Raw genomic sequence first — 23,324 nt, 5'->3', positions numbered from 1 at the left:
TGGTATGTATGCCGTTCGAGATCCCATCCGACCTCCACCCCGACCTGATGCCGGTCGTGTGGCTGCTCGGCAACTGGCATGGTGACGGCCACGGCGACTACCCGACGATCGAGCCGTTCACCTACGAGCAGGACGTCGTGTTCGCTCACGACACCCGGCCGTTCCTGCACTACTTCAGCCGCACGTGGATCACCGATGACAAGGGCGACCGGGTGCGCCCTGGGGCCATCGAGACGGGGTTCCTGCGGCCCAAGACCGACGGTCAGCTCGAGCTCGTCCTCGCGCACCCCACGGGCTATGCCGAAGTCTGGTACGGCGAGATCGACGGCCCGCGCGTCACTCTTGCGACCGATGTCGTCGCGCGCACCTCCACGGCCAAGGACTACACCGCCGGACAGCGGATGTACGGACTTGTCGAGGGCGACCTGATGTACGCCTATGACATGGCAGCTGGTGGCCAGGAGATGCAGTCTCACCTGTGGGGGAGGCTCAAGCGTGTCTGACAGCCCGCTGCTCGCCCTGCCCGGCGCAGTGGGCGGAGACGCCCCGGACGGTGCAGTCGCGGCCCACTATGGTTCGATCTCCGCCGAGCAGCGCCGGTTGGCCGGGGGCGACACGTTCGTCGACCTGTCCCACCGGGACGTCGTCACGGTCACCGGACCCGACCGCCTGACCTGGCTCCACTCGCTGACGACGCAGTTCCTCGAGAACCTCGCACCAGGCATCCCCACTGAGGTCTTGCTGCTGTCGCCGCAGGGCCGCATCGAGCACGGCTTCTCCGGCGTCGACGACGGCGAGACGTTCTGGGCGCACACCGAGCCCGGGGCGGGTGCCGCGCTCGTAGCGTTCCTCGACCGCATGCGCTTCATGCTGCGCGTCGAGGTCACGTTGGTCAGCGACACCTGGGCGGTCATCGGCCGGCCCGGGTTGCGGTGGGAGATCCGACCACGTGCGTCGCTCCTCGACCTGCCCGCCGAGCTCGGCAGCCCGGTAGGGCTCTGGGCCTGGGAAGCTGAGCGCATCGAGGCGGGCGTGGTGCGGGTGGGCCTTGACACCGACGATCGGACGATCCCCAACGAGGTCGGGCTGCTCGGCGTCGCCGTGCACCTCGACAAGGGGTGCTACCGGGGCCAGGAGACCGTCGCGAGGGTTCACACCCTCGGTCGCCCGCCTCGTCGCCTCGTACGGCTGCTGCTCGACGGGTCGGTCGACCACCTCCCCGCGCACGGATCGGATGTCACGCTGGAGGGCGTTCGAGTGGGGTTCGTTGGCTCCTCAGCCCGGCACCACGAGCTGGGCCCGATCGCGCTTGCGGTGGTCAAGCGCAACGTCGATCCCGGGCCACGCTCCTGGCAGACGGCGTCGCCGCCAACCAGGAGCTGCTCGTCGACCCGGAGGCCGGCCTCCACGTCCGGCCGGTTCTGCGCTGATGTCCTCCCGGCGCTTCGCGATCCTGGGAGTCTGCACCGCCAACATCTGCCGATCGCCGATGATCGAGGTGTTGCTGCGTGCGCAGCTGGACCGCGACCAGTTCGAGGTGGCCAGCGCCGGGGTCCAGGGGTGGAACCGCCAGCCGATGGACGCCATGGCCGCGATGGAGCTCATGCGACTCGGTCACTCCGCGACCAACTTCCGGTCGCACGCGATCGACTCCTACCTGGTCGACTCGGCGGACCTGATCCTCACCGCGACCAGAGTGCACCGCTCTGAAGTTCTGGCGATGAACCCGCGCGCCCTGCGCAAGACATTTACCCTGATGGAGTTTGCCGCGCTCACCGCGCTCACCGCGCTGGTCGACGGTGACGACCCCCGCGCGCTCGTCGCGCAGGCCGCTCGGCAGCGCAGCAAGGCGCCAGCCAAGGTCGACATTGGCGATCCCTATCGCCGCAGCCCGGAGATCCACCGGAAGACTGCCGATCAGATCGCCGATGCGGTCCAGACGATCAGCAGCCGGCTCAACGCCTTGGCGACAGTGGCCTAGTTGCGGCGCGAGCCCCCCTTGCCCCCGCCGGTTGCCCGATCGAAGAACTCGGGTCCATACCCGTAGCCATAACGCGACAGCTCCTTGACCGGAGACATGTTGAGCACCGTGCCGAGCAGCCTTGCGCCCACCGACTGGAGGCGGTCCGTGGCGGCCCGCACCTCCTCTCGTCCGGTCTTCCCGTGGCGTACGACGAGGATCGCGCCGTCCGAGATGGATGCGAGAAGTGATGCGTCGGTGATTGGCAGCAACGGGGGGGCGTCGATCAACACGACGTCATAGCGATGGCGCAGCTCCGTGACGAGGGACCGCATGGCATTGGTCTGGATGATCTCGGACGGGTTGGGCGGAAGCGCTCCACTGGTGAGGACATCGAGCCCCGGCGTGGCGGCCGGCTGGATCGCGGCGTCGAGCGCGATGCGACCGACCAGGACAGTCGTGAGTCCGACGGACTTCTCGATGCCGAGATATTCGCTGACTCGAGGGCGTCGGAGGTCGCCTTCGACGAGCGCGACTTGTGTGCCGGTCTGGGCCAGCGCGATCGCGAGGTTGCACGCAGTGGTCGACTTGCCCTCCCCGGCCAATGAGCTCGTGATCGTGATGACCTTGTTGTCACGATCGATGTCGAGGAACTGCAAGTTGGTGCGCAGGATCCGGACTGCCTCGAACCGGGGATGCCCGGTCCCGAGGGACGTGATGAGCGGCGCCTGCACGGCGGCGCGGTCGTAGGCGATGGCACCCAGCACCGGGGCGCCCGAAACCTCCTCGAGCTCGGCCGGGGTGTGGATGCTGCGGTCCGCGGCCTGACGAGCCACTGCGATGACCAGACCGGCGAGCAGCCCCAGCAAGCCGCCGGCGACCAGCCAGGGCACGCGTGGCGGGCTCGAAGGATCCGCCGGCGTGGCCGCATCTTCGACGACCGACGCCGTCAGGTCGGTCTCCTGGGTGCCGACCCATTGGACGAAGGCGTCTGCCGCGGCTTGGCTGATGTCAGCGGCCTGCTGGGGCTGGCCGCTGGTCGAGGTCACCCTGAGCACCGAGGTGCCGGGCAGGACCTCGGCAGATATCTGCCGGTCGGTCGAGGTCGTGCTCCCGGGTAGCGAGAGTTGCTCGACGACACGGCCGGCGACGGTCCGTCCGCCAAGCACGTGTGCGTAGGACGCGACCGTGCGTTCGTCCGCGGCGTCGGTGCTCTGTGCAGCCGGCGGGGCTATCAGCACGTCGGCGTGAGCGGAGTAGCGCGCTGGGGCGAGGCTCAAGAAGAGGACTGCCAGCCCGATCCCGATCAGTGTCAGCAAGAGGATCGAGGGCCAGCGCCGAGCGATCGACGTGACGACGGTCGAGGGCCAGCGACGAGCGATCGGCCTGACGAGATGGCGTTGACTCACCGATGACTCCCCTTTGCACACGGATCCTTTCGGGCAGATTACGGCACTCAGACCCCAACGTGTGACTGATGGGTAACGAGGATTTGAATTGACGTAACCCATCGAATGAATGATCGTTTAACAGGCACAGGCAGCTCCTGCTGTGAGCGCCCTCCCCCGGAACTGAGTGACCATGGACTACACCCCAATCAGCACGCGCCGCGTGCTTGTGGCGTTCGCCCTCACGGCATTCGTCGCGTTGCTGCCGGTGTTCTATGTGTTGCTGCAGTCCGGACACGCCCCCCTTTCCTACTTTGTTGATGCCGATGGCGGCTACGGTGGGTTGGTGCTCGGGGCAGGGAGCGTCGTCCTGACGGCCTCGCTGATCGGAGCACTCATGCTCACGGTTGCTGTCGGCCGGCGCATGGTCCGGCGGCCGTCCCGAGCGTGAGCCTCGGGATCGATCCCGCCACCGAGCAGGCAGCCGGGTGGGACGGGAGAGAAGTGGAGTCCTCGGCAGACCATCGCGGCACCGACTGGGAGCGCCGCTATGGACGCATCCTGGTGTTCTCCGATCTCGTCGTCCTCGCCTGGGTCTTTGCGACGGCCCATGTGATCTGGGCGACGAGCCTGCCTCCGGGACTGAACCGTCCCTTTGGTCCCGGACCGGTCATTGCGTCATTCACGTTGCTGGTCCTCTGGCACGGTGTGCTGACGGTCGCCGGTACACGGGACTTCCGGGTGTTCGGTGCGGGTCCCGAAGAGTACAAGCGGGTCTTCAACTCGACTCTCGTGGTGTTCGCCGTGATCGCCTTCGTCGGCTACATGATCAAGTTGTCAGTGCCTCGAACGTACGTCGCGGTGCTCATACCATTCGGATTGATCCTCCTGTCGTTGAGCAGGTGGTCGTGCCGGCAGTGGCTGTTGGTTCGGCGTCAGCATGGCGAGATGACGCACGACGCGATCGTCGTCGGCAGCATCGAGGCGGTCGAGCACCTCGCGGAGGTCATCGGCCGCAACGTGGTCTTCGGCTACCGGCTGTCCGGTGCGTGCGTCACGACCCCCGACCCGCCAACCCATGTTGCGGGGGTCCCGGTGCTGGGTGGCGTCGACGGACTGACCGAGACGGTCGCAGAGTCGGGCACCAACGCCGTCATCATCACCTCATCGGATGCGATGCACCCCGACATGGTGCGCCGGCTCGGCTGGGACCTCGAGGGCCACGACATCGAGATCATCGTGGCGCCGTCTCTGGCCAACATCGCCGGACCGCGGGTCCACATCCGCCCGGTCGCCGGTCTGCCGCTGCTTCATGTCGAGCAGCCCTCCTACCGGGGCGCACGACGATGGGCCAAGGCACTGTTCGACACAGTCGGCAGCCTGACGTTGCTCCTGCTCTTCTCGCCCGGCCTCGTGGTTCTTGCGATCGCCGTCAGGCTGACCAGCGCGGGCCCCGTCTTCTTCGTGCAGGAGCGCGTCGGTCGTGACGGCAGGACGTTCGGCATGATCAAGTTCCGAACCATGGTCGAGGGTGCCGACGGCATGCTTGCGGACCTGCAACCGGACACCGGCAACGTCGTGATGTTCAAGATGCGCGATGACCCGCGGGTGACGCGTGTGGGCCGGTTCCTGCGGCGGTATTCATTCGATGAGCTGCCGCAGCTGTTCAACGTGATCAAGGGCGACATGAGCCTGGTCGGTCCTCGGCCACCGCTGGCCTCGGAGGTCTCGGCGTATGCCGCCGAGGCGCACCGGCGCCTGCTCGTACGCCCTGGGATGACCGGGCCGTGGCAGATCTCCGGGCGCGCGGACCTGGACTGGGAGGAAACCATCCGACTTGATCTCTACTACGTCGAGAACTGGTCGCTGGTCGGCGACATGCTGATCCTGTGGAAGACGTTCCGCGCCGTGGTGTCCTCCGCAGGCGCCTACTGAGGCCAATCACACCCTCGGTGAGTTTCTCCGAACCCGGGAGTGACCGATATCGTTGGCAGTGGGCGCACACGTTCTCACCCGACCTTGGCATGCATGTGGCTGCCGACAGGTTGCACGGGACTTGACCGATCCGGTCCCGCGTCACCTACTCAGGAGCCTCCATGACCACCGAAACACCTGTCGAGACGCCGACTTTCGCGGACCTCGGCCTCGTCGACACCTTGGTCGACCGCCTCTCTTCGCTCGGCTACGAGACGCCTACCCCGATCCAGTCCCGCGCCATCCCCACGCTGCTCGAGGGCAAGGACGTGGTGGGCCTGGCCCAGACCGGCACCGGCAAGACAGCGGCGTTCGCTCTGCCGATCCTGCAGAAGATCGATCCGGCCAATCCCAAGACCCAGGCAATCGTCCTCGCGCCGACCCGTGAGCTCGCGCTCCAGGTCTGCGAGGCCATCACGGCCTATGCGATCAACATCCCGGGCATCCGCGTCCTGCCTGTCTACGGCGGGCAGGGCTATGGGTTCCAGCTGTCCGGGCTGCAAAAGGGTGCCCACATCGTGGTCGGCACGCCCGGACGGGTCATCGACCACCTCCAGCGGGGCAGTCTCGACCTGACTTCGCTGGAGTACCTCGTGCTCGACGAGGCGGACGAGATGCTCAACATGGGCTTCGCCGAGGACGTCGAGCGGATCCTCGCCGACACCCCGGAGTACAAGCAGGTCGCGCTGTTCTCGGCCACGATGCCGCGCCAGATCCGCAGCCTCGCCAAGAAGTATCTCCACGACCCGGTCGACATCGCGACGCCCAAGGCGACGACGTCGACCGCGACGGTCCGTCAGCGCTGGATCCAGGTCTCGCACCACCACAAGCTCGACGCGTTGACGCGTCTCCTCGAGGTCGAGACCGGTGACGGGATGCTGGTCTTCGTGAGGACCAAGTCGGCAACCGAAGAGCTGGCCGACAAGCTGCGCAGCCGGGGCTATTCCGCTGCCGCGCTCAACGGTGACCTGGTCCAGGCGCAGCGGGAGCGCACCGTCGCCCAGCTCAAGTCCGGCGGGATCGACCTGATCGTCGCGACCGATGTCGCGGCGCGGGGTCTCGACGTCGACCGCATCACGCACGTCGTCAACTACGACATCCCGCACGACACCGAGGCGTATGTCCACCGGATCGGCCGCACGGGCCGGGCCGGCCGCACGGGGGAGGCGATCTTGTTCGTGACCCCTCGTGAGCGCCGCATGCTCTCGGCGATCGAGAAGGTTTCGGGACGGCCGGTCGAGGAGATGTCGGTCCCGACAGCCGAGGAGGTCAACGAGCGTCGTGCGGGCCGGTTCGCCCAGGCCATCACGTCGAGCATGGGATCGCCACAGTTCCACGCCTTCCGGGCACTCGTCGAGGAGTACGTCAGCGAGAACGATGTCTCGATGACCGACGCCGCCGCAGCGCTCGCGGTGATGAGCCAGTCGGACAAGGACTTCTTCCTGCGCCCCGATCCGCCCAAGGCACCCCCGCGTGAGCGGGCCAACCGGGACGAGGGGGGCGAGCCGCGCAGGAAGCCCGCGGGCTTCGATCGCAGCGACCGGCTCCCCGCCGAGGGATCCGCGGTCTATCGCGTCGCGGTCGGCAAGCGCCACAAGATCGGCCCGTCGGCGATCGTCGGCGCGCTCGCCAACGAGGGCAGCCTCAAGCGCTCGGACTTCGGCAAGATCACGATCGGCACTGAGCACACCCTGGTGGAGCTCCCGGCCGACCTGCCCGACGCGGTGTTCGAAGCGCTGGCCAACACCCGCATCTCAGGCAAGCTCATCGACCTGCAGCTCGACGACGGCCCGCCGATCAAGCGCACCCGTGAGGACCGCAAGCCGTATGCCAAGAGGTCCGATGCGAAGAAGCCGTACGTCAAGAAGCCTTACGTCAAGAAGCCTCATGACACGAAGGCCCCCGGCAAGAGCCCGGACGCAGGTCAGAGCACACGCAAGCCACGGCACAAGTGATGCTGCGGCTCGAAAATCCCTCGCGGGCCTACGACTGGGGATCGCGGGCTGACATCCCGCAGTTCATCGGCCGGGTTGCCGGCGATGAGCCGTTGGCCGAGATCTGGATGGGCACACATCCATTGGGCCCCTCGATGGTGCAGGGTGGCGATCGCACGATGACGCTCCTGGAGGCCGCCGGCGAGCTCCCGTTCATGTTCAAGATCCTGGCCGCCGACCGCCCGCTCTCCCTGCAGGTCCATCCCAACGAGGCGATGGCGCGGGTCGGGTTCGATGCCGAGGAGGCCCAGGGGGTGCCGCTCGACTCGCCCGCACGGACCTACAAGGATCCGCACCACAAGCCGGAGATGGCCTACGCGCTGACGACGTTCGACACCTTGGTGGGTTTTCGGCCGACCGCCGAGATCCTGCGGGTGCTCAACGGCATCGACACACCACTGGGCCGAAGCCTTGCCGACGACCTGCACGCCGCCCCGGGATTCGGCGGAATCGTGCGCCTCGTCGAGCGGCTCCTGACCGAGGACGTCACTGCCGAGGAGATCAGTCACGTCGTGGCCCGCTGCCGCGCCCTCGTCGACCAGGGCATCGATGTCAAGCGTGCGTACGTGACGGCCGTCGAGATCGCGGAGCACTATCCCGATGATGTCGGAGTCGTGATCTCGCTGACGCTCAATCGGTTGACCCTGCAGCCCGGCGAGGCGGCCTTCCTCGGCACCGGCATCATCCACGCCCACCTTCGCGGCATGTGCCTGGAGGTCATGGCGGCATCGGACAACGTGCTTCGCGCGGGTCTCACGAGCAAACCGCTGGACCCCGAGGGTCTCATCAAGTGCCTTGACAAGGGGATGTCGCGCCTGGCCCGGGTGACCCCCGAACCATTCGGCTTCTCGACCGATGTCTTCAGTCCAGATGTCCGGGAGTTCGCCTTGGCGGTCAGCCAGTGCTCCCGCGCCGAACCTGCGGGCACGTTGCTGCCGGCAGCGGCGCAGCGCATCGTGGTGTGCACCGGGGGAGAGGTCGAGGTGGTCAGCAGCTCGGGCGAGCGACTCAAGCTGGGTCGCGGCGACTCGGTCTTTGCGGGTCCGGACGACGGCGAGATCCGGGTCGTCGGCACGGGTGAGGTCGCGCAGGCCTACACGCCCACGCCGGACACCGTCGCGGGCGAGCTGATCGACCTCGTCCCGCCCTACAGCGAGAGGCAGCTCAGACGAGGTCGGCGCGGCCGCGGCTCGACAGCTCGCTGACGACTTCCTTGACCCGCTGGGCGTGCTCGCGGGTCGTGACGAGCAGGGCGTCGGACGTACGCACGACGATGACATCACGCAGGCCGACCACGGCGATCGTGGTGCCGTCGTCGGCTATCGCCAGGCCCTCGGCATCGACCCACACGGTGTCGGATGATGACATGCCGCCGATGTCGTGCAACGCCGCGTAGTCACCGACATCGTTCCAGTCGAATGCGCCCGGCACGACCGCCATGCCGCCCTGGAGGGACACCGGCTCCGCGATCGCGTGGTCGATCGCGATCTTGGTCAGGCTCGGCCACACCTCATCCAGCACCTGTTGGCGACGCTCGGTGTGCCAGGAACCGGCGATCGTGGCCAGCCCGGCGTGGAGCCCTGGCTGCAGACTCGCGAGGTGCGTCAGCAGCACGTCGGTCCGAGTCACGAACATGCCACCGTTCCAGCTGTGCACCCCGCTCGCGACATAGGCGGCAGCGGTCGTGGCATCGGGCTTCTCGACGAACCTCGTGACGGCTCGGGCCGAGCCCGCGCCGTCCACGGTCAGCTGGTCTCCGGACTCGATGTAGCCGAAAGCGGTCGACGGGCCGACGGGGGTGATGCCGATCGTGGTGATCAGCCCGGTGTCCGCCACCGCCACTGCCTGCCCGATGGCCTCGGCGAAGGACACCTGATCGTCGATGATGTGGTCCGCGGCGAACGACCCGATGATCGCGCCCGGGTCGGATGCGCCGATCACTGCGGCAGCCAGGCCGATCGCAGGCATCGAGTCGCGAGGGGACGGCTCGACCAGGAGCCCGGTGAGCTCAGGCAGCTGCTCACCGATGGCCTGGGCATGGGCCGCGCCGGTCACGACGTGGATGCGCTCCGGGGGAATCAGGTCGGCCAACCTGTCCCAGGTCTGCTGGAGCAGCGACCGGCCCGAGCCGTCGAGATCGAGCAGGAACTTGGGCCGTGAGGCCCGCGACAGCGGCCAGAGCCGGGTGCCGGCACCACCGGCAGGGATGACGGCGTGGAACGTGTCGAGGCTGACGGGTGAAGGTGCGGGCACCCGGTCATACTAGGGCGCGTGGATGTTCTTGCCGAGATCGTGCGTTCGGGGCTCGTGGAGAGTCGTCATCGGGGTGTCGCCGTGGGGGTGGATCCGGCCGGGGAGGTGACCTGGTCGATCGGTGATCCGGGAACCGTCGTGTTCCCTCGCTCGTCCAACAAGCCGATCCAGGCGCTCGGAATGTTGCGCGCCGGGCTGCCGCTCGACGGGCGCCTGCTGGCACTCGCCTCGGCCAGTCACACTGCCGAAGCGTTCCACCTCGAGGGGATCCGCGAGATCCTGACATTGGCCGGCCTTGACGAGTCGGCGCTGCAGACCCCGCCGTCGTACCCGCTGGACCCTGATGTGCACAACGACTACCTGCGGGCCGGCGGCGTACCCGCGCCGATCTGCATGGACTGCTCCGGCAAGCACGCGGCGATGCTGCTGACCTGCGTTGCGAATGACTGGCCGACCGACTCCTACCTCGAATTTGCGCACCCGCTCCAGCAGGTCATCACCGAGACATTCGCTGAGCTGACCGACGGACCGCCGTCGGTCATCGGCATCGACGGGTGCGGGGCTCCGCTGTTGGCGACCTCGCTGCGGCAGCTCGCCCGCGCGGTCGGACGGATCGTCCAGTCGCCGCCCGGCTCCCAGGGCGCGCGGCTCGTGGACGCCATGACAGCCCATCCCGCGTACGTCAGCGGGAGCCGGCGCCCCGAGCGCGCGCTGATGCAGGCCTTTCCGGGCCTGGTCGCGAAGTGGGGTGCCGAAAGCGTCTACATCGTGGGGTCGCCAGACGGCTCGGCGTTCGCGGTCAAGATCGAGGACGGCGCGGAGCGTCCTGTTTATGCCGTCATGGGTCGGATGCTCGAGCTGGCTGGTCTCAACCACCCCGTGCTGCGTGAGAGGCCCATCATCCTGGGCGGCGGCAAGCAGGTCGGAGAGATACGCACGACCTTCTGACCTGCAACGATGCGTGTGATTCAGGTCGCAAGCAGGTCTGCTTGCATTTGCTAACTTTTGCAAGCAGACTGAGGTCATGGCCAAGTTGAGCATGCAGAAGACCGTCGAAGGACTCGGCGAATATCTGCGTGAGCAGCGGGGTCAGGCACAGATGTCGCTTCGACAGCTGGCCGAGCTCACGGACGTGTCCAATCCGTATCTCAGCCAGATCGAGCGCGGTCTGCGCCGACCTTCGGCAGAGGTCCTGCAGCAGATCGCCAAAGCGTTGAGGATCTCCGCCGAGTCGCTCTACGTTCGCGCCGGCATCCTTGATGCTGACGAGAGCGGAGCGCGCATGGTCGAGGACGCCATCGCTCTCGACCTGCGCCTCACCGAGCGTCAGAAGACTGCGCTGCTCGATATCTATCGCTCCTTCGTCGGCACTGACGAAGCATCGGACACCGAGCTGGCCGCAACAGTGACCGAAGCCAATCAGGAGGAAAACGAATGACCATCACAGACACCATCAACGCCCAGGTGAAGTCCATCGTCGAGGACGTCGAGGGACTTCTCGAGACGCTCAGGAAGGTCGACCTGCAAAAGCAGGCCCAGGACCTCACGCAGACCGCAGTCGGCACCGCCAGCGTCGCGTACACCGACTTCGTCAAGAAGGGTGAGGAGCTCCTCGCCAAGGCCAAGAGCCTCAAGGTCGATGATCTGCGCAAGAGTGTCGACAACAGCGTCGACGACGTCACCAAGACGGCCAAGGGCTTCGCCGACGATGCGCAGAAGCGTGCCGAGCAGCTCGTCACGGACGCCAAGACCCAGGTCACCAAGGTGACCTCGAAGGCTCCGACGACGGCCCGCAAGGCTGCCGAGAAGGTCGACACGACCGTCAAGAAGACGCCTGAGCCGGCCAAGAAGGCCCCGGCGGCCAAGAAGACGTCCGCCAAGAAGGCGCCTGCTGCCAAGAAGGCGCCGGCCAAGACGACCGCTGCCAAGAAGACGTCGGCGGCCAAGACGACTGCTGCCAAGAAGACGTCGGCGGCCAAGACGACTGCTGCCAAGAAGACGTCGGCGGCCAAGACGACTGCTGCCAAGAAGGCCCCGGCCAAGAAGGCCTGATCCTTCTCGCCGACAGAGGCGGGTCCCGTCCGGGACCCGCCTCTTCGGCTGCCCGATAACCTTCGATCATGTTCGAGATCGAGAGCGGCGTGATGATCGTCCTATCCATCGCGCTCTTCGCAGCCAAGGGTTTCGCGTTGGTCGACTGCGTCGCCCGGCCATCGGCCCAGTTCACCTACATCGAGACGCTCCCCAAGCAGACCTGGCTCATCATCCTCGTGCTCGCCGTTCTGGCCCACGTGTTCTGGTGGGCGCCGCTCGGAATCCTCAACCTGATCGGCACGGTCGCAGCGTTGGTCTATCTGGCTCAGGTGCGCGGCTCGGTCTCCCGCTAGCGATTGGCCTCGCGCCAGCCGACTCGCGTACGGTTGGAAGGTTGCACCGCACACCTATCGTTCGGGGAATTCGCATGGAACAACACACAACATCCTGGCGTGACCGCATCGACCCGATCGTCTTCTCGGCGACCGGCGTGATTGCCATCGGCTTCGTGATCTGGGGCCTCGTGAGCACTCCCAGCCTCGGCAACGCCTCGTCGACCGCGCAGGACTGGGTCATCACCAACACAGGTTGGTTCTTCGTCCTGAGCTCGACATTCTTCGTGATCTTCGTGATCTGGCTCGCCGCGAGCAAGTACGGGCGAATCCCGCTCGGAAAGGATGGCGAGGAGCCCGAGTTCCGTACGGTCTCGTGGATCGCCATGATGTTCAGCGCAGGCATGGGGATCGGCCTGATGTTCTGGGGCGTCGCCGAGCCGCTCTCGCACTTCGCGACCCCACCCCCGGGCACGGCCAAGGCCGAGTCCGAGGAAGCGCTGCAGACCGCGATGGCGACCACGATGTTCCACTGGGCGCTCCACCCGTGGGCGATATATGCCGTCGTCGGCATCGCGATCGCCTACGGCACGTTCCGCAAAGGCCGCTCCCAGCTCATCTCCTCGGCGTTCCGGCCGCTGATCGGCGCACGAGCAGAGGGTCCGATCGGCCGAATCATCGACATCCTCGCGATCTTCGCAACGCTGTTCGGCTCGGCGGCGTCGCTGGGCCTCGGTGCCCTGCAGATCGGCAGCGGCATCGAGTTCAACGGCTGGGTCGACAGCGTCGGCGAGGTCACGCTCGTGGCAGTCATCGTCCTGCTCACGATCGCGTTCATCGCGTCGGCTGTCTCGGGTGTCGCCAAAGGCATCCAGTGGTTGTCCAACGTCAACATGGTGTTGGCCCTGGTGCTGGCCCTGTTCGTCTTCGTCGCTGGACCGACGCTCCTGATCCTCAACCTGCTGCCGACCGCCCTCGGCGACTACGCCACGCAGATGAGCAGCATGGCATCGAGGACGGCCGCCAGCGGCGACGCCGCGATGGAGGAATGGCTCGCTGGATGGACGATCTTCTACTGGGCGTGGTGGGTCTCGTGGACGCCCTTCGTCGGCATGTTCATCGCCCGCATCAGCCGGGGTCGTACGATCCGACAGTTCGTCACGGGCGTCCTGATCGTGCCCTCGCTCGTGAGCCTTGTGTGGTTCGCGATCTTCGGTGGAACGGCGATCGACATCCAGCGCAAGACCGGCGACCTCGTCGGCAAGGCCGGTGCGGTCGACACCGACTCGGCGCTGTTCGCGACACTCGACCATCTGCCGCTGGCCTCGGTGTCAACTGTGCTGGTCATGGTCCTGGTCGGCATCTTCTTCGTGTCCGGTGCCGACGCGGCCTCGATCGTGATGGGCACCCTCAGCGAGAAGGGCTCACTCGAACCATCCAAGCGGACGGTCATCTTCTGGGGCACCGTCATGGGCGGAGTCGCAGCGATCATGCTCGTGATAGGCGGTGACGATGCGCTCACCGGACTGCAGCAGATCACGATCGTCGCCGCGGTGCCGTTCGTGCTGGTCATGGCTGCCTTGTGTGTCTCCCTCTACAAGGACCTGCAGACCGACCCGATGATCGTCCGCCATCGCAGAGGGGCCGAGCTCGTCGAGGAGGCCGTCGTGACCGGTGTCGAGGAGCACGACGGCGAGTTCGTTCTCGTCGTCGAGCCGACCTCGGGAGACTCGCGCTAGTCCTCGGCGTCGGCCGGGCCCGTGCGGTCAGCGGCCAGGGCGGGCGGGGTGCAGCCACCGGGTGATGATGACGCGCAGCATGCCGAGATCATCGTCTGACGGCACGTCCGGATGTGCCTCGCGCACCGCCCGGTAGGCGATCACCAGGCCGGCCAGCCACCTCGCGGTATCATCGGCGTGCAGCTCGCGATCGACCGAGCCATCGGCGATGGCCTGGGTGCACAGCGCCGCAAAGGTGCGCTCACCTTCTGCAGCAACGGGCAGGTGGGGGTTGTCGGCGAGGTGGTCGACCAGGTCGAGCAGCCGGTCCCACGCGGTCTCAGTCATGGGGTGGACGTTAACGGACCGCGGGTGCCTGCGCTGACTAGAACAGACGTTCGATCTGACGTATGATCGGCGGATGGAGGACTACTTCCAGGGGTCGCTGCTCGATGCGGGTCAGGCGGCTGGCCTGGGACCCCTGGCGGCCAGTCGGACGGTGTTGACCCGCGGAGCGTGGGTCGACGTCCTGTCCGGCTGGGTGACGGGGTCCGATGAGCTCTTCCTCCGGCTGCAGGCTGAAGTTCCGTGGCGGGCCGAGAACCGCGAGATGTACGACCGCGTGGTCGATGTGCCCCGCCTGTTGTGCCACTACGGTGTCGGCGCGCCCCTGCCAGATCCATTGCTGACCGCGGCTCAGGAGAGATTGAGCGACCACTACTCGGTCGAGCTCGGCGAGCGCTTCGCGACGGCCGGGCTCTGCTATTACCGCGACGGCCGCGACAGCGTCGCGTGGCATGGTGATCGGATCGGGCGTGGCCGCTCGGCGGACACGATGGTCGCGATCGTCTCCCTCGGCGCCGCCCGTCGGCTGTCGCTGCGACCGCGCGGCGGCGGCGACCAGATCGGCTTGTCCCTCGGCCACGGCGACCTCGTCGTGATGGGCGGGACCTGCCAACGTACGTGGGATCACGCGATCCTCAAGACCGCCAAACCCGTCGGACCGCGCATCAGCATCCAGTTCCGCCCCACGAACGTCCTCTAACCCGGGCGGTGAGTCAGCGACCTATCGGCAGAGCGGGCGGTGAGCTGGCGACCTTTCACATGCTTTGAAAGGTCGCCAGGTCACCGTTCCACAGGGCCACGCAGCGCCGTCGCCCTCCACAGACCGCAGCGCAGTGAGCTCGTCGCACACGACGGAGGAGTCGAATGAGCACATGCCGCCGATACCCTCAGTTCCCGCTGCTTTGCGGCACAACCCGTTTCATGTCCGCGAGGCTCGACTCTTCGGGGTCTCCGAGCGCCAGCTGCGTGGCAGGAGCTGGCGCCGACTCTTCCCGCGCGTGTGGGTGCATGCCGATCACGCCATGGGCCAGTTCGATTGGATCGCGGCCGCTGCGCTGGCGATGCCAGAGCGAGCCCAGATCAGCCACGTCAGTCGGATTCAGACCTTGGGGCTCGATGTCGGTTCGCACCGCCCGTTCCATTTCACCGTCAGCGGCGACCTGCATATCGACCTTGATGACATCTTCCTGCACCGGACGGAGGTTTTGCCGCCGCTTGATGACGTCGGTGTGACACCGGCCTCGGCCTTCATTCAGTACTGCGCTGACGCGCGAATGATCGATGCGATCAAGGTGGGGGACTGGTTGCTGCACCATCGCCACATGTCAGTCCTTGAGGTGGCTGAGCTCGCCCGGCGAGACCACTGGCGGCCGGGGGCGCGTCACGTACGCCGGGTCCTACCCCATCTCGATGGCGCGGCACGCTCGTTGAAGGAGTCAGAGTCACGGGCGATCGTGGTGTTCTCAGGGCTGCCGTCGCCCGAGGTCAACGCCGAGCTGGTCGTCAACGGTCGTAGGCTCGGCTGCGTCGATCTGCTGTTCCGGTTGTGGATGCTGGTGCTCGAGTACGAAGGTCGCCAGCACGCCGAGACGCCCCAACAGTTTGGCATCGACATCGCCCGGTATGCCGGGTTCCGGGACGAGAACGTCGCATATCTGCAGATCACGAACGAGATGCTTCAACAGCCCCGCGCCCTGGTGCTGAGGGTCCACCACATGCTGGTGGATCGTGGCTACGCCGGTGCGGCTCCCATATTCGGGGCGAGGTGGCGTTCGTTGTTCGAACCCATCGCTGCGCGGTCAAACCTGCGGGCGGTGAGCTAGCGACCCTTCCGAACTCGTTATAGGTCGCTGACTCACCGCTGGGCTAGGCGATAGGTCGCTAAGTCACCGCTGAGGGGGGGGGGTTACTTCTTGGCGTTGGAGCGGTTGGCTCGGTTGCGCTGGGTCCCGTCGAGGATGATCTTGCGGATTCGGACGTTGGCGGGAGTGACCTCGACGCACTCGTCCTCGCGGCAGAACTCCAGCGACTGCTCGAGCGACAGCTTGCGCGGCGGCACGAGCTTTTCGAACTCATCGGCGTTGGAGCGGACGTTGGTCTGCTTCTTCTCCCGGACGATGTTGATGTCCATGTCGTCCGCGCGCGAGTTCTCGCCGACGATCATGCCCTCATAGACCTCGGTCGCGGGCTCGATGAACAGCGTGCCGCGCTCCTGGATGTTGGTCATGGCGTAAGACGTCGCAGCCCCGGCGCGGTCGGACACGAGCGAGCCGGAGGGGCGGGTCGAGATCTCACCGGCCCACGGCTCGTACTTCTCGAACGTCTGGTGCGCGATGCCGGTGCCGCGGGTGTCGGTGAGGAACTCGGTGCGGAACCCGATCAGACCGCGTGCCGGCACGATGAACTCCATGCGTACCCAGCCGGTGCCGTGGTTGATCATCTGCTCCATGCGGCCACGGCGTACGGCCAGCAGCTGGGTGATCGTGCCGAGGTATTCCTCGGGGGCGTCGATCGTGAGGCGTTCCATCGGCTCGTGCAGCTTGCCGTCGATCTCCTGGGTGACGACCTGCGGCTTGCCCACCGTGAGCTCATATCCCTCGCGGCGCATCTGCTCGACGAGGATCGCCAGGGCGAGCTCGCCGCGGCCCTGCACCTCCCAGGCGTCGGGACGGGCGGTCTCGAGGACCTTGATCGACACGTTGCCGATGAGCTCACGGTCCAGGCGGTCCTTGACCAGGCGCGCCGTGACCTTGGTGCCCTTCTCGCGGCCGGCGAGCGGGGAGGTGTTGGTGCCGATCGTCATGGAGATGGCGGGCTGGTCGACCGTGATGAGCGGCAGCGCGACGGGGTTCTCGGCGTCGGCGAGTGTCTCACCGATCGTGATCTCCGGGATTCCCGCGATCGCGACGATGTCTCCGGGTCCTGCGCTCTCACCGGGGACGCGTTCGAGCTCCTTGGTCACGAGCAGCTCGGTGATCTTGACCTTTTCGACCGTGCCGTCGTGCTTCATCCACGCGACCTGAGCGCCCTTCTTGAGGGTGCCTTCGAACACGCGGACCAGCGCGAGGCGGCCGAGGAACGGCGAAGCGTCGAGGTTGGTGACGTGCGCCTGCAGCGGCGCACCTTCGGTGTACTCGGGTGCGGGGACGGCATCCATGATCGTCTGGAACAAGGGGATGAGGTTGTCGCTGTCCGGCATGCCCCCGTCTTCGGGCTGCGTGAGCGAGGCGCGGCCGGCGCGGGCCGAGGCGAAGACGACCGGGAAGTCGAGCGCGCCCTGGTCGGCCTGATCGTCGAGCAGATCGAGGAACAGCTCGTATGTCTCGTCGACGACCTCACCTATGCGCGCATCCGGGCGGTCGACCTTGTTGACGACGAGCACGACGGGCATCTTGGCGGCGAGGGCCTTGCGCAGCACGAACCGGGTCTGGGGGAGGGGTCCTTCTGAGGCGTCGACGAGTAGCACGACCGCATCGACCATCGACAGGCCTCGCTCGACCTCGCCACCGAAGTCGGCGTGGCCGGGGGTGTCGATGATGTTGATCGTCACACCGCCGTCGGGGGCGCCGGGGCCGTTGTAGCGCACCGCGGTGTTCTTGGCGAGGATCGTGATGCCCTTCTCGCGCTCGAGGTCGCCGGAGTCCATGGCCCGCTCGGCGAGCTGATGGTGCTCGTCGTAGTTGCCCTGCTGCTGCAGCATGGCGTCGACCAGCGTGGTCTTGCCGTGGTCGACGTGGGCGACGATTGCGACGTTGCGCAGGTCAGAGCGGATGGGCATACGAAAATTGTCCTCAGCGTGGGGAATGCTCACAGATCACGGAGCCTTGACATTCTACGGGTGCTGACCGCTCCGAGACGAATCGTGGTCACACGGAAGTAGCAAGTCGTTCACAAAGATTTCATTTGATCAAAGGTTGCGTAACAGTTATGATTTAGGAATGGCCACTTCAGCGGACGAGCTCTATGCCGCACTCGAGGACTTCGTGATGCGTCTGATGAATCTCGCCGAGGCTGATGGCATGGACGCGTTGATCGAGCTCGACCTCTCGTTCTCACAGGCCCGCATGCTGTTCCTGCTGGCCAAGCGGGGCGAGCCGATGCCGATCCACACGATCGCCACGGCGCTGGGACTGTCGGATGCGGCAACCGGGCGCAATGTCGACCAGCTCCTCAAGCTCGACGTCGTCGAGCGGCGTGAGAGCGCCGAGGACCGTCGGGTCAAGCTCGTCTCACTGACCCCGGCCGGAGAAAAGCTCAGCCTGCAACACATCGACTCCAAGCGTGAGTCGATCAAGGCCTTCACGGCAACACTGCCCGAAGACCAGCGCGACAACCTGCATCGCGCGCTCAGCGACATCCTCGCCGGCGACACCCTGCGCCGGCACACACATCAGGAGAACTGCCTATGACCTCCCCCACCGGACAGATCGACGACAGCGACAAGATCACCCCGGATCTCCTCAAGATCGCCGGTGTCGTCGTGATCGGCGCGATCATGTCGATCCTCGACGTCACAGTCGTCAACGTCGCGCTGCCGACGTTCCAGACCGAGCTTGCCAACGATGGTGAGCCGCTCGCCTACTCGACCGTCGCCTGGACCGCGACGGCCTACATGCTCGCGCTCGCGGCGGTCATCCCGCTCACCGGCTGGGCCGCTGACCGATTCGGTACCAAGCGCCTCTACCTGACTGCGATCGCGCTGTTCACGATCGGTTCGCTGCTGTGCGCGACGGCGTGGAACATCGAGGCGCTCATCAGCTTCCGCGTGCTCCAGGGCCTGGGTGGCGGCATGTTGATGCCGCTCGGCATGACGATCATGACCAAGGCCGCGGGCCCGCACCGCATGGGCCGCCTGATGGCGATCCTCGGCATCCCGATGCTGCTCGGCCCGATCATGGGTCCGATCCTCGGTGGTGTCCTCATCGACGCCGCATCGTGGCACTGGGTGTTCCTCATCAACCTGCCAATTGGCATCGGCGGTTTGATCTACGCCCAGCGCGTCCTGCCCAAGGACGCCCCGGAGCCGAGCGAGTCGCTCGACGTGGTCGGCATGGTCCTGCTGTCGCCGGGCCTCGCCACGCTGCTCTACGGCGTGTCGTCGATTCCGGAAGAGGGCACGGTGGCCGCCACGAAGGTCCTCCTGCCCATGATCATCGGAGTCATCCTGATCGTCTCGTTCGTGTTCTGGTCGTTCAAGCCGAAGCATCCCCTGCTCGACCTTCGACTGTTCAAGGACCGCAACCTCACGGTGTCGATCATCACGATGTTCCTGTTCGCCGCGGCGTTCTTCGGCGCGCTGCTGCTGGTGCCGACCTACTTCCAGCAGGTCGACGGCTACTCGGTCAAGAAGGCCGGTCTGCTCATCGCAGCACAGGGCATCGGCGCCATGTTGACGATGCCGATCGCCGGTGCGCTCACCGACAAGATGCCGGTCGGCCGCATCGTGCCGTTCGGCTTCCTCGGCATCATCGTCGGTGTCTTCGGGCTCGCACAGAGCACCGACCCGGGCACGTCCGACTGGACCATCATGGGCTGGCTGTTCGTGACCGGCCTAGGCATGGGCGCGACGATGATGCCACTGTTCACCTCGGCGCTCAAGACCCTCAAGGCGGCTGACGTCGCCCGTGGGTCCACGCTGCTCAACGTGACGCAGCAGGTGGCCAGCGCCACCGGCATCGCGACGATCTCGGTCGTCCTGACCAACGCCATGAAGAGCGGCGACGTCCTCGCTGGCTCCGAGAAGCTTCCGGGAGTCGAGGGTGGCCTCACGGCCGCGCAGCTGGCTGCGGGGTCGAACACCGATCGGGGCGCAGGGCTCGTCGACGCGCTGAACGTTCCTGCCTCGGTGGTGGCGCAGGGCTTCCAGGATCTGGCCGATGCGTTCGCATCGTCCTACTGGGTCGCCTTCTTTGTGCTGGTCGCGACCCTCGTGCCCGTTGCCTTCCTGCCGCGCAAGCGCGAGAAGTCGCGCCTGCTCGAGGACGACGACGCAGCTGGCACGCCGCCGGTCATGATGCACTGACGCACCTCTGACGTACGAAGGCCCCGCCGGGATCCGGCGGGGCCTTCGTACGTTGGACTGGAGTCAGGTCTCGCGGTGCACCTTGTGCTGGGCGGCCTGGGCGACCGGCTTGAGCACCATGAGGCCGACGTTGACGTGCTGCGGCCGAGTGGCGACCCAGACGATGGCGTCGGCGATGTCCTCGGCAACCAGTGGATTGCGCACCCCGGCATAGATCGCGTCGGCCTTGGCCTGGTCGCCGCCGAACCTCTTCAAGGAGAACTCGTCAGTCTGTACCATGCCGGGGGCGATCTCGGTGACCCGTACGGGCTGGCCGTTGAGCTCGAGCCGCAGCGTCTCGGTCATGACCGCCACACCATGCTTGGCCGCGGTGTAGCCGCCGCCACCCTCGTATGCGGTGCGGCCGGCGGTCGAGCCGAGGTTGATCAGCGTGCCGGCTCCGCTGGCGACGAGTGCAGGCAGCAGGGCGCGGGTCACGAGCAGCGTGCCGATGACATTGACTTCGTACATCTGGCGCCAGTCGTCGGCGCTGCTCGCGGCGACCGGGTCGGTGCCGACCGCGCCACCGGCGTTGTTGAGCAGCAGGTCCAGCGACGGCCCGACCGCATCGGCCAGGGCCGCGACCTGGGTCTCGTCCGTGACGTCGCACGTAATGGCGGAGCCACCGATCTCGCCGGCCAGCGCCTGGATGCGATCGGTGCGCCGTGCGACACAGAAGACGTGGAAGCCGGCCCGGGCGAGGGCGCGAGCGGTGGCAGCGCCGATGCCGCTGCTGGCTCCGGTGACGACAGCGGTGAGCATGGCGACATCGTGCCAGACGCCCGCGCAGGTGCAGGCTGGGCCTCGGGTGAGACGATGGAGGCGAAAGGCGGGCTGATCGATGCTCAAGCGAATCGCGATGCTCTCGGCGCACACCTCGCCGCTCGAACAGCCGGGCGATGGCGATGCGGGCGGCATGAATGTCTATGTGCTCGAGCTCTCCCGCCAGCTCGCCTCCCGCGGGATCGAGGTCGAGATCTTCACCCGCGCGACGTCGCGTCACCAGCCCCAGACGGTCGACGCCGAGCCCGGCATACGGGTGCACCACGTGGCGGCCGGACCGTTCGAAGGCCTGCAGAAGAATGACCTGCCCTCTCAGCTCTGCTCGTTCGTGCGCGACGTGCTGCGTGCCGAGGTCGAGCGGGAACCCGGCCACTTCGACCTCGTCCACTCGCACTACTGGCTGTCCGGCCAGGTCGGCACCGTCGCCCGTGAGCGGTGGAACGTCCCCCTGGTCCACACGATGCACACCATGGCCAAGGTCAAGAACGCGATGCTGGCAGAGGGCGACTCGGCCGAGCCGATCGGTCGCATCTACGGCGAGGAGGAGATCGTCCGTTATGCCGACCGGTTGATCGCCAACACCGCGGAGGAGCGTCGCGAGCTCATCGAGATGTATGACGCCGAGCCCGAGCGGGTCGCCGTGGTGCACCCCGGTGTCGACCTCGAGGTCTTCCGCTCAGGTCGGCAGGCGCAGGCGCGTGCGACCCTCGGAGTGCCCGACGATGCCGCCGTCCTGATGTTCGCCGGGCGCATCCAGCCGCTCAAGGCGCCCGATGTCGTGCTCAAGGCCGCCGCCCAGCTGCTCGACCGTGACCCGACCCTGCGCGGGCGACTCGTCGTTGCGATCGTCGGTGGAGCATCCGGGGCCGGCCTCGACCAGCCGACCTTCCTCGCGGATCTCAGCGAAGAGCTCGGCATCCGAGGCGTGGTCCGCCTGGTCCCCACCGTGAGCCAGGCGGTGCTGGCCGACTGGTATGCCGCAGCGTCGGTCGTGTGCGTGCCGTCCCACAACGAGTCCTTCGGACTGGTGGCGATCGAGGCGCAGGCCTGCGGCACACCGGTCGTCGCCGCCCGGGTGGGCGGTCTCTCAACCGCAGTGTCCGACGGCGTCACCGGTGTCCTGGTCGACGGCCACGACCCGGCCGACTACGCCGCCGCGCTGCACCCGTTGCTGACTGATCCGGAGCTGCGTGACGCGATGGGCGACAAGGCGGTCCGGCATGCGGAGAGCTTCGGGTGGGACGTGACGGCCGAACGTACGCTGAGGGTCTACGAGGAGGCGATCGAGTCGCACCGCGAAAGCCAGGGGGAGCAGCAGGCATGACTGATGCAAGGACGACGATCGTGGCGGCCCTGGAGGCTGCGGAGCTGGACTTCACCGAGCACCGCCCCGGCTCGTTCGAGGTCACGCTGCCGGGGGAGCGCAAGCTGCAGACCGCGTGCCGGCTCGAGATCGGCAAGCACTCGCTCGGCATCCACGCCTTCGTGTGCCGCAACCCTGACGAGAACCACGAAACGGTCTATCGCTGGCTGCTGGAGCGCAACCTCAAGATGTTCGGCGTCGCGTTCGCGGTCGACTCGGCCGGCGACATCTATCTCGACGGACGGCTGCCGCTGCCCGCCGTGACCGCGGATGAGGTCGACCGGGTCCTCGGCGCGGTGTTGACGTATGCCGACGAGTCGTTCAACACGATCCTCGAGCTGGGCTTCGCGTCCTCGATCCGCAAGGAATGGCAGTGGCGGGAGTCCCGGGGTGAGTCCACCCGCAACCTCGATGCGTTCAAGCACCTCAAGCCGTGAAGGCGACTGTCTTCGCCGACGTCACGGACCCGTGGGCATACATCGGGGCGACCCGGTTCGAGCGTGCCGCGGCGATGTTCTCGATCCTCACCGGTGAGCCGGTCGAGCTGACCCTGCGCGCCTTCCAGATCGACCCCGATGCTCCGAGCGAGGGGCGGCTGTTGATGGACGCCGCCGCCGATGAGCTGGGTGGTCTCGACAAGGCCGAGTTCGTCAACGTCCAGGTCACCGCGGCGGCAAGGATCACCGGCATCGACCTCAACTTCGACGACGCGGTGCAGGCCAACTCCTTCGACGCGTGGCGGTTGCTGACCTGGGCCGACGAGGCCGGTCCTGGGTTCCAGCGCGACCTGGCCCATCAGCTGTGGCGGGCGCACTTCCTGGAGGGTGCCGACATCGGCGATCCGTTCACGCTGGCCACGCGGGCGGCCCTGGTGGGCCTCGAGCTCGAGACTGCCGAAGCGCTCCTGGCCAGCGCCGAGTATGCCGACGAGGTCCGGGCCCAGGTCTCGACCGGGGAGTCGTTGGGTATCACGCAGCTCCCCTATGTCGTGGTCGAGCAGCGATGGACGCTTGCGGGCATCCACTCACAGAACGACTACGTGCAGGCCCTCAACCACACCTATGCCGAATGGAAGGCCGCCCCGCCTCCCGCCGGTTGACCCCGTGCGATCGTGACCCC

At 66.8% G+C, this 23,324-nt stretch carries 24 protein-coding genes and 1 pseudogene; 19 read left to right on the top strand and 6 right to left on the bottom strand.

Going from position 1 to position 23,324, the window contains the following annotated elements:
- The first annotated feature begins 8 nt into the window (after nucleotides 1-8).
- The 3 genes and pseudogenes from WKF39_RS14345 to WKF39_RS14335 all read left to right on the top strand — a co-directional run bounded on the left by WKF39_RS14345 (nucleotide 9) and on the right by WKF39_RS14335 (nucleotide 1,981).
- Nucleotides 9-503, top strand: a complete 495-nt coding sequence (locus WKF39_RS14345) for an FABP family protein (RefSeq protein WP_340389584.1) — start codon at nucleotides 9-11, stop codon at nucleotides 501-503.
- Nucleotides 439-1,430, top strand: a pseudogene (locus tag WKF39_RS14340) (folate-binding protein). The gene WKF39_RS14345 and the pseudogene WKF39_RS14340 overlap by 65 nt, the downstream one beginning before the upstream one ends.
- Complete coding sequence (locus WKF39_RS14335; protein ID WP_340389582.1) at nucleotides 1,430-1,981, top strand: hypothetical protein; 552 nt, start codon at nucleotides 1,430-1,432, stop codon at nucleotides 1,979-1,981. Before WKF39_RS14340 ends, WKF39_RS14335 begins: the two are co-directional and overlap by 1 nt.
- Here WKF39_RS14335 and WKF39_RS14330 read toward each other — a convergent pair.
- Nucleotides 1,978-3,369 (bottom strand): polysaccharide biosynthesis tyrosine autokinase, encoded by a 1,392-nt coding sequence (locus WKF39_RS14330; protein WP_340389580.1) that lies wholly within the window; start codon nucleotides 3,367-3,369, stop codon nucleotides 1,978-1,980. The two genes, WKF39_RS14335 and WKF39_RS14330, sit on opposite strands and share 4 nt — an antisense overlap.
- A gap of 172 nt (nucleotides 3,370-3,541) precedes the next feature.
- On the opposite strand from WKF39_RS14330, the gene WKF39_RS14325 reads away from it, so the two are divergent.
- From WKF39_RS14325 to manA, 4 genes are all read left to right on the top strand, one after another.
- Nucleotides 3,542-3,799 carry a hypothetical protein gene (locus tag WKF39_RS14325; RefSeq protein WP_340389578.1) on the top strand — a complete coding sequence of 86 codons (258 nt, stop codon included), beginning with the start codon at nucleotides 3,542-3,544 and terminating at the stop codon, nucleotides 3,797-3,799.
- Entirely contained in the window at nucleotides 3,796-5,283 is a 1,488-nt protein-coding gene (locus tag WKF39_RS14320; RefSeq protein WP_340389576.1) for a sugar transferase, read from the top strand. Before WKF39_RS14325 ends, WKF39_RS14320 begins: the two co-directional genes overlap by 4 nt.
- Nucleotides 5,284-5,444: 161 nt before the next feature.
- A complete protein-coding gene (locus WKF39_RS14315; RefSeq protein ID WP_340389574.1) occupies nucleotides 5,445-7,277 on the top strand; it encodes a DEAD/DEAH box helicase in 1,833 nt (610 codons plus the stop codon).
- Complete coding sequence (gene manA / locus WKF39_RS14310; protein ID WP_340389572.1) at nucleotides 7,277-8,521, top strand: mannose-6-phosphate isomerase, class I; 1,245 nt, start codon at nucleotides 7,277-7,279, stop codon at nucleotides 8,519-8,521. The genes WKF39_RS14315 and manA overlap by 1 nt, the downstream gene beginning before the upstream one ends.
- Here the strand turns inward: manA and WKF39_RS14305 are convergent.
- A complete protein-coding gene (locus WKF39_RS14305; protein WP_340389570.1) occupies nucleotides 8,481-9,569 on the bottom strand; it encodes a mannose-1-phosphate guanylyltransferase in 1,089 nt (362 codons plus the stop codon). The two genes, manA and WKF39_RS14305, sit on opposite strands and share 41 nt — an antisense overlap.
- Before the next feature lie 18 nt (nucleotides 9,570-9,587).
- On the opposite strand from WKF39_RS14305, the gene WKF39_RS14300 reads away from it, so the two are divergent.
- The 5 genes from WKF39_RS14300 to WKF39_RS14280 all read left to right on the top strand — a co-directional run bounded on the left by WKF39_RS14300 (nucleotide 9,588) and on the right by WKF39_RS14280 (nucleotide 13,674).
- Nucleotides 9,588-10,517 carry an asparaginase gene (locus tag WKF39_RS14300; protein WP_340389568.1) on the top strand — a complete coding sequence of 310 codons (930 nt, stop codon included), beginning with the start codon at nucleotides 9,588-9,590 and terminating at the stop codon, nucleotides 10,515-10,517.
- 76 nt (nucleotides 10,518-10,593) lie between these two features.
- Complete coding sequence (locus WKF39_RS14295) at nucleotides 10,594-11,007, top strand: helix-turn-helix domain-containing protein (RefSeq protein WP_340389566.1); 414 nt, start codon at nucleotides 10,594-10,596, stop codon at nucleotides 11,005-11,007.
- Nucleotides 11,004-11,621, top strand: a complete 618-nt coding sequence (locus tag WKF39_RS14290; protein ID WP_340389564.1) for a hypothetical protein — start codon at nucleotides 11,004-11,006, stop codon at nucleotides 11,619-11,621. The genes WKF39_RS14295 and WKF39_RS14290 overlap by 4 nt, the downstream gene beginning before the upstream one ends.
- A gap of 68 nt (nucleotides 11,622-11,689) precedes the next feature.
- Nucleotides 11,690-11,956, top strand: coding sequence for a DUF2516 family protein (locus tag WKF39_RS14285; protein WP_340389562.1), 267 nt, complete (start codon nucleotides 11,690-11,692; stop codon nucleotides 11,954-11,956).
- A gap of 74 nt (nucleotides 11,957-12,030) precedes the next feature.
- On the top strand, nucleotides 12,031-13,674 hold the full coding sequence (locus WKF39_RS14280) for a BCCT family transporter (RefSeq protein ID WP_340389560.1): 1,644 nt from the start codon (nucleotides 12,031-12,033) through the stop codon (nucleotides 13,672-13,674).
- 27 nt (nucleotides 13,675-13,701) lie between these two features.
- Here WKF39_RS14280 and WKF39_RS14275 read toward each other — a convergent pair whose 3' ends face one another.
- Nucleotides 13,702-14,001 carry a hypothetical protein gene (locus WKF39_RS14275; protein WP_340389559.1) on the bottom strand — a complete coding sequence of 100 codons (300 nt, stop codon included), beginning with the start codon at nucleotides 13,999-14,001 and terminating at the stop codon, nucleotides 13,702-13,704.
- 73 nt (nucleotides 14,002-14,074) lie between these two features.
- On the opposite strand from WKF39_RS14275, the gene WKF39_RS14270 reads away from it, so the two are divergent.
- Nucleotides 14,075-14,698 carry an alpha-ketoglutarate-dependent dioxygenase AlkB gene (locus WKF39_RS14270; RefSeq protein ID WP_340389557.1) on the top strand — a complete coding sequence of 208 codons (624 nt, stop codon included), beginning with the start codon at nucleotides 14,075-14,077 and terminating at the stop codon, nucleotides 14,696-14,698.
- A gap of 187 nt (nucleotides 14,699-14,885) precedes the next feature.
- On the opposite strand, the gene WKF39_RS14265 is transcribed toward WKF39_RS14270, so the two are convergent.
- Complete coding sequence (locus WKF39_RS14265) at nucleotides 14,886-15,320, bottom strand: hypothetical protein (protein ID WP_340389555.1); 435 nt, start codon at nucleotides 15,318-15,320, stop codon at nucleotides 14,886-14,888.
- Between WKF39_RS14265 and WKF39_RS14260 the strand changes: the two genes are divergently transcribed.
- Nucleotides 15,321-15,821 (top strand): hypothetical protein, encoded by a 501-nt coding sequence (locus tag WKF39_RS14260; RefSeq protein ID WP_340389553.1) that lies wholly within the window; start codon nucleotides 15,321-15,323, stop codon nucleotides 15,819-15,821.
- Between the two features lie 83 nt (nucleotides 15,822-15,904).
- Here WKF39_RS14260 and typA read toward each other — a convergent pair whose 3' ends face one another.
- Nucleotides 15,905-17,776, bottom strand: a complete 1,872-nt coding sequence (gene typA / locus WKF39_RS14255; RefSeq protein ID WP_340389551.1) for a translational GTPase TypA — start codon at nucleotides 17,774-17,776, stop codon at nucleotides 15,905-15,907.
- A 160-nt stretch (nucleotides 17,777-17,936) separates the two neighbouring features.
- Between typA and WKF39_RS14250 the strand changes: the two genes are divergently transcribed.
- Together WKF39_RS14250 and WKF39_RS14245 are read left to right on the top strand one after the other, a co-directional pair.
- Nucleotides 17,937-18,407 carry a MarR family transcriptional regulator gene (locus WKF39_RS14250; protein WP_340389549.1) on the top strand — a complete coding sequence of 157 codons (471 nt, stop codon included), beginning with the start codon at nucleotides 17,937-17,939 and terminating at the stop codon, nucleotides 18,405-18,407.
- Nucleotides 18,404-20,020: a DHA2 family efflux MFS transporter permease subunit gene (locus tag WKF39_RS14245; RefSeq protein ID WP_340389547.1), complete on the top strand. Its 1,617-nt coding sequence runs from the start codon at nucleotides 18,404-18,406 to the stop codon at nucleotides 20,018-20,020. The genes WKF39_RS14250 and WKF39_RS14245 overlap by 4 nt, the downstream gene beginning before the upstream one ends.
- A gap of 63 nt (nucleotides 20,021-20,083) precedes the next feature.
- On the opposite strand, the gene WKF39_RS14240 is transcribed toward WKF39_RS14245, so the two are convergent.
- Nucleotides 20,084-20,821, bottom strand: coding sequence for an SDR family NAD(P)-dependent oxidoreductase (locus tag WKF39_RS14240; RefSeq protein WP_340389545.1), 738 nt, complete (start codon nucleotides 20,819-20,821; stop codon nucleotides 20,084-20,086).
- 79 nt (nucleotides 20,822-20,900) lie between these two features.
- Between WKF39_RS14240 and mshA the strand changes: the two genes are divergently transcribed.
- Genes mshA through WKF39_RS14225 form a run of 3 tightly spaced genes read left to right on the top strand, consistent with a single transcriptional unit; the run spans nucleotide 20,901 to nucleotide 23,304 of the window.
- On the top strand, nucleotides 20,901-22,166 hold the full coding sequence (gene mshA, locus WKF39_RS14235) for a D-inositol-3-phosphate glycosyltransferase (protein ID WP_340389543.1): 1,266 nt from the start codon (nucleotides 20,901-20,903) through the stop codon (nucleotides 22,164-22,166).
- Nucleotides 22,163-22,642, top strand: coding sequence for a YbjN domain-containing protein (locus tag WKF39_RS14230; RefSeq protein ID WP_340389540.1), 480 nt, complete (start codon nucleotides 22,163-22,165; stop codon nucleotides 22,640-22,642). The genes mshA and WKF39_RS14230 overlap by 4 nt, the downstream gene beginning before the upstream one ends.
- Nucleotides 22,639-23,304 carry a DsbA family oxidoreductase gene (locus tag WKF39_RS14225; RefSeq protein WP_340389538.1) on the top strand — a complete coding sequence of 222 codons (666 nt, stop codon included), beginning with the start codon at nucleotides 22,639-22,641 and terminating at the stop codon, nucleotides 23,302-23,304. Before WKF39_RS14230 ends, WKF39_RS14225 begins: the two co-directional genes overlap by 4 nt.
- Nucleotides 23,305-23,324 lie beyond the last annotated feature (20 nt).

This window comes from Aeromicrobium sp., from assembly GCF_037719875.1.
Lineage (GTDB): Bacteria > Actinomycetota > Actinomycetes > Propionibacteriales > Nocardioidaceae > Aeromicrobium.
Note: the sequence above shows the minus strand (reverse complement) of the source record. Positions and strands in the feature narration are given on the sequence as shown.